6 protein-coding genes are annotated in these 5605 nt (G+C 60.0%); all 6 read right to left on the reverse strand.

Annotation, left to right across the window (positions count from 1 at the left end; translation table 11 throughout):
- Positions 1-104 precede the first annotated feature (104 nt).
- Complete coding sequence (locus BMX57_RS20175) at positions 105-1127, reverse strand: SMP-30/gluconolactonase/LRE family protein (protein WP_092371691.1); 1023 nt, start codon at positions 1125-1127, stop codon at positions 105-107.
- Between the two features lie 59 nt (positions 1128-1186).
- Positions 1187-2110 carry an SDR family NAD(P)-dependent oxidoreductase gene (locus BMX57_RS20180; protein WP_092371694.1) on the reverse strand — a complete coding sequence of 308 codons (924 nt, stop codon included), beginning with the start codon at positions 2108-2110 and terminating at the stop codon, positions 1187-1189.
- Between the two features lie 30 nt (positions 2111-2140).
- Positions 2141-3085, reverse strand: a complete 945-nt coding sequence (locus BMX57_RS20185; protein ID WP_092371697.1) for an SDR family NAD(P)-dependent oxidoreductase — start codon at positions 3083-3085, stop codon at positions 2141-2143.
- A gap of 23 nt (positions 3086-3108) precedes the next feature.
- Positions 3109-3609 carry a nuclear transport factor 2 family protein gene (locus BMX57_RS20190; protein WP_092371700.1) on the reverse strand — a complete coding sequence of 167 codons (501 nt, stop codon included), beginning with the start codon at positions 3607-3609 and terminating at the stop codon, positions 3109-3111.
- Positions 3610-3717: 108 nt separating this feature from the next.
- Positions 3718-4677 (reverse strand): alpha/beta hydrolase, encoded by a 960-nt coding sequence (locus BMX57_RS20195; RefSeq protein WP_092371703.1) that lies wholly within the window; start codon positions 4675-4677, stop codon positions 3718-3720.
- A 110-nt stretch (positions 4678-4787) separates the two neighbouring features.
- On the reverse strand, positions 4788-5576 hold the full coding sequence (locus BMX57_RS20200; RefSeq protein WP_092371706.1) for a helix-turn-helix domain-containing protein: 789 nt from the start codon (positions 5574-5576) through the stop codon (positions 4788-4790).
- Positions 5577-5605 lie beyond the last annotated feature (29 nt).

The raw sequence follows: 5605 nt of genomic DNA on the forward strand, positions 1-5605 counted from the left end.
GACGGTCATCCCAGAAGCCGCATCGACGATCTCATGCCCTGGAACTTTGCGGCCGCGTCAAGCCGCGCCGCGTAGGGGATCGCCGAGGCGCTTACACCTGAATACTAGTCAGTTGCCGGTGGATCACCAGCATCCGTCTCGACTAGGCGCAGCCCAGAAATCCCGGGGAGACCGATGCGAATGATCTCGCCTCCTTCCTCAATTTCGTCAAAAGACAAACCTGTTGCGGCATAGACATAAAGGTTACTTGGCTGAGTCGGGTCGAAGGCCAGATTTGTGACCGTGCCAGAACCGCTCGTGTAGGACCCCAGCATTGTCCCGTCCGGTGACACGACATGCACCAGTCCTGCTCCGAAATGGGCGACAAACAGGTTGCCATCGTTATCCAGCGCGATGCCATCGGGCTCGGCTTGCCCGTTGGTCCAATGATTTGGAAAAGACGGCAGCTCGGCGAAGACGCGCGGAGAACCAAGACAGCCCGGGGCCGAGACTTCGAAGGCGAGAATGCGATTTTGCAAGGACTCCGCCACAAAAAGTGTCTGACCATCCGGCGACAGAACGATTCCGTTCGGGAATTCCACGAGACGATCAGAGACGGTTGTGATCGTGAAATCCGATGACCCATGGAAAATCCGACCCGGCTCGTCACTCATGAATCGGCCCGGATCAGTGAAGTAGAAACCGCCATTCGGCAGATCGAGCGCGATGTCGTTGGGCCAGCGAAAGTTGCGGCCCTGATCATCGGTCCCGTATCGGTCGATCAAGGTGCCTGACGCATCAAGATGCACCAATGCGCCCTGGTCCGCCGGGTCCTCCCAGATCCCGCCTTCCATGATGACATGGGACCCATCAGGCAAGATCTTGTGCCCGTTGGGCATCCTCACCTCCTCTGACCAGACCGAGACTGCTCCGTCCCGCGTGATGCGCAGCAATTGGCTTTGGACAGCGTCAGAAACAAAAAGCGTGCCGTTTGCGTCAAAAACCAGCCCTTCGCCAAAGCTGGGCGTGCTGGCAAAAAGGCTGACGTCAGGGACGGGTAAGGTCGTCGTCATATCCGCGCGCGCCACTTGTGGCGATGCTCCGGCTGTCATAGCCGCCGCGGCGGCTGCAAGAAGTGTTCTAAACATTGCGATCTCTCCGTCTGTAACATGGGCGGCCCCCCCGGATCAGGGCCGCCCGCGTTGATTCACGCGGTATACCGAGCCGCCGCACCGGCAGAGACGTCAATGGACGTGCCCGTGATCATAGCGGCACCCGGGCTGGCCAGGAATACGGTGCTGCCCGCGATATCTTCGGGTTGCAGCAGCCCGACATCCAACTGGTGGTAGTTGGCCGCCAACCATGCGTTCGACCCGTCGATCTGTTCTTGCGTGCGCGGTCCGCCAAAGCCGGTTTGCACGGCGGTCGGGTTCACGGTGTTGACGGTCACGCCTTGTTTCCCGACCTCGATGGCCAAGGCTTTCATCATCCCCTGCGTCGCCCATTTCGAGGCGATGTAGGCTGGGTTTGATGCGTTGCCTTGTCTGCCGAAAGTCGAGCCAACGATGATCACGCGTCCTGATCCACGGGCGGTCATGGCGGGAACCGTGGCACGCAACGTGGCTGCCGTACCCTTGATGTTGACGTCGGTGACGGTCTCCCATGCAGTGGACCAGGTGTCAGGCTTCTCGATCAGGAACCCGGCGTTCAGGTTCACCCCTGCATTGGCCACGACGATGCCGATGGGGCCAAGTGCGGCGTCGGCGTCCGCGTGGGCCGCTTGCTGGGCATCAAGGTCGCGGATGTCTCCGGCGTAGCTGCGGAATTGAACGCCTGCAGCTTCTACGCCAGCCTGCGTTTCGGCCATATCTTCCGGTGTTGCCATGGGGATGGGGAAGTCGGGGATATCCGTCAGGATGTCATAGGCGGCAACATCTGCGCCCGCGTCTGCCATTGCGATGGCAATGGCGCGCCCGATACCGCGCGCGGCCCCTGTGATGAAGACGGTTTGTCCCTCAAGCAGCCGGTTCGCGGTTTGCGCCTGCGCGCCGCCCGTCATTCCGGCCACGGCAAGTCCGGCGGCTCCGGCAGTCAAAAGGGTGCGGCGGGTGGTGTCGATGTCATTGGTCATGTTCTGGTTTCCTTTCTGATTGAGTTAGGTTCAGGAGTTGCGGTTTGGTGGCGCAAAGGGTCCGCTGAGCATGCCCATCGTCACGTCCAGATCGGTGCCCTGCAGCGAAGAAGCCGCATCGGAGGCGAGGAACATGACCACATCGGCGATCTCGTCGCTTGTGTTTGTGCGGTAGCTCATGTTCGGGGCTTGCGCCTCGTCGGGGTCACGCCCCTGCGCCTCGATAGAAGCACGGCGCATTGGCGTATCGACACCACCTGGGGCTACACCCACAATGCGGATGCCGTAGCCGCCGTAGTCATTGGCTCCCCCACGCGTCAGGCCCAGAACACCATGTTTGCTAGTGGAATAAGGGCTAATCGTCGCGAATCCACCATGCGCGCTGACGCTCGAATTATTGACGATGACGCCACGCAGACCACCACGTCCCCATGGTTCATTCCGCAACATCGACGGCACCTCATGCTTCATCGACAGAAACAGGCCACGCGTATTTGTGGCCCAGACATCGTCAAAATCAGCGGCCTCGATCTCGGCCAGCGGCGCGTTCCCGGTCAGTGAACCGTTGCCAAAAACGACACCGGCATTGTTGAACGCGATATGGACCTCGCCAAAAGCTTCACGGGCTGTTTCCATGAAGCGAATGATCTGTGCCTCTTCGCGCACATCAGACTCAACGTATAGAGCCCGGCCACCCGCTTGACGCGTGGCATCATCCGCATTGATGGACTGTTCGACGTCAGCACCCAGTCCGGCACGACGACCGTTAAAGGCCACGTTGGCACCTTCTCGTGCAAAGGCGCGCACTGTGGCCTCACCAATCCCGGATGTTGCGCCTGTGATCAGGACGTGCCGTCCGGCGAATTTACCCTGCGACGTCGATTGTGCTGCGGCCCCTTGGGCCAGACCAGTGGCTGCCGCAGCCGCGCCAGCGGTCAGAAGTGTGCGGCGGGATGGGGAAAACGAATGTGTCATGCTTCTCTCCTTGATTGATGGTTTCAGTTGGATTGCGCTGCGCGCTCGGCAGCTTGAGCGACCAGATCGCGGGACCCGGTTTCCCAGAGGGCGGTCATGGTCATGGCGGATACCTTCCACGCTTCATTCACCAAGATGAGGGCGTAGTCGTAGCGCCCGCCCAGCACCCACAGGTCGTCTCCGATCCGGTGCGTTGCCGTGAAATCAGCCTGCGCCGTCGCGGTTTCGTTTGAGGTCACGGTGATCGTCTCATTTGTGACCATGTGATGCGTGACGTCGAAGCCAGGCAGAAACCCGGACCATTGCGCGATGATGTCATCTGCGGCTTGCGTGATCGCGTCGCCGCCCCAGAGGCTCGTGTAATCCAGCGTGACCTCGTCCGCGAATGCGCTGCGCACGCGGGGCCAGTCGTGACGGTCGGCCCCTGCTGCAATATCGGTGATCGAAGCGTTGATCTGGTCTACCGGATCCGCAGTGGCGGCGAGCGGCGCGAACAGAAAGCATGAGAGAAGAAGATGTTTCATTGTGCAATCCTGTCCTGTGGTCAGAACGCAGTAGCGCCCTGAGGTTTATGGTGTTCGTGAGTGGTGGGGGCCGCACCAGCCGAGTTGCCGGTGCGGTGGCAGATAGGTTCAGCTATCCTGAGCTGCGACGCCCGCAAAGTGATCGGCAACGGTGTCAGCAGCGCGCGTGACATCCTCAGGGTTGTCGTAGAAGTCGAATTGCGTCACGTCTTCGAGCATCTTCAGCGTTACCTCACCTTTGAAGCCCGCGAGGAACGTGCGCACTCCTTGCGGAATGGCCGCTGCTTCGGAGTGCACGATGGCCAGAGGTTGGGTCAGACGATCCGGATTGTCAGCGGGATGATATGTCAGCCAGCCTTCCCAGCCAGCATTGTTCCACTGGTTGTCATAGGCCGGGATCGCACCGCGCTCGGGGTCCACGTAGTACCCATCGAACGGCATCAGCACACCTTCGGTGCCTGTCGGACCAGCGGCGGGAATGATCTTGCCCCCAGCTGCCTCAGCCGCACGGCTGACCTTAATCAGGCCTGACACGCCTGTGGGCCCACCGTAGACAGCGTTCACGATCTCTTCGTTCTGGAGCCACGGTGCGACGAGGCCGACGCGCTGGACGCGGTCATTGCCTGCCGCCGCATCAACCATGTACCCGGCAGAGGCGCAGATGCCCAAGCCATTGACACGGGTCGCATCCACTTCCGGCAATGTGCCGACAAATGCAAAGGCGGCGCGGATGTCGGATGTCTTGGCTTCCGGGCTTTCAACGAACCGCACGTTCTGCGGCAGATCACCAGAGCGGCCCCAGCCACGGAAGTCAAAGGTGAAAGCGGCAAAGCCCCGCTCGACCATTTCCTCGGCATAGATCGACGGCATCTGATCCTGAACGGTTGTCCATGCACCGGTCACGACGACAGTGGGCAGTGCAGAACCATCATGCCCTTCGGGCAGATACAGAGTCCCGGACAGTGTTGCGCCTTCGTTTTCGAAGGTGACGCTGCGGGTTTCAACCTGTGCAATAGCGGCCGTCGAAGCCAACAGCATTGCGGCGGTAGTGAGGGAAAAAGCTTTCATCGTTGTCTCTCCTGGTTGGTGGCATCATTGCCTCATGACCAGAGAGATGGACCGCGAGAGACTTAAAGACTTGAACCAGAAACCGAGGTTTTTGAAAGATCGCGCTTTCGCTAAGTTGTTGGGCCGGCGGCGCGGTACGCACGGGGGCTTTTGCCTGTGATCTGCTTGAAGCTGCGGGAAAAATGCGCCTGATCGGCAAAACCGCAGGCATAGGCAATCTCGCCCAGCGGGCGCGCCGGATCGTCCAGCATCTTGACCGACTGCTCGATCCTGTAGGCCATCACATATTGCATCGGGGTCGCCCCAAGCGTTTCCTTGAACACCCGGTTGAAATGCGACTTGCTCATCCCCGCCTCGGACGCGAGTTCATCGACGGTGATGGTTTTGTCCAACCTGCTTCGGATGAACGCCAGGACCCGAGCATAGTGGTCCGAGGTGAAACTGGCGGATAGCTCGACGTCTTCGCGGCGGCGGTCCCCATACTTTTGCAGAAGCTTAACGAGAAACACCCGGCTCATCGCTTCAAACATGACGCCCGACGTGACGTTGTCGTGCTCCAGCGCATCGCGCAGGATAATCCCGGCTGCACATAAATCCGGGTCTGAAAACTGTGGCATGTCCTGGAATTGTCGCGCATCGAGCAGCATCCCGAGCTCTGTCTGCGCAAAACGTTCGACAGGTTTTGGGTCGAGGGTTACGACAATCACGTCGGATTGTTCAAACCACCGCCAACCCGACCGAACGCCAGCGGGTGTCACAACAATGTCATGCTTGCGGAAGGTGTAATCGTGTAGCGTTCCGTCGCGTATATTTTGAAGGCGTTGAGGCTCGTCTGTAAGCGCCTCGCCGATCCCCTCCTGCCGCTCTGAGGCTGTCTGTGCGAGTCCTGCTGTCGAGATTAGGCAGAGGACTGGACGGCAAAATGGAC

It is taken from the genome of Cribrihabitans marinus (genome assembly GCF_900109035.1).
Lineage (GTDB): Bacteria > Pseudomonadota > Alphaproteobacteria > Rhodobacterales > Rhodobacteraceae > Cribrihabitans > Cribrihabitans marinus.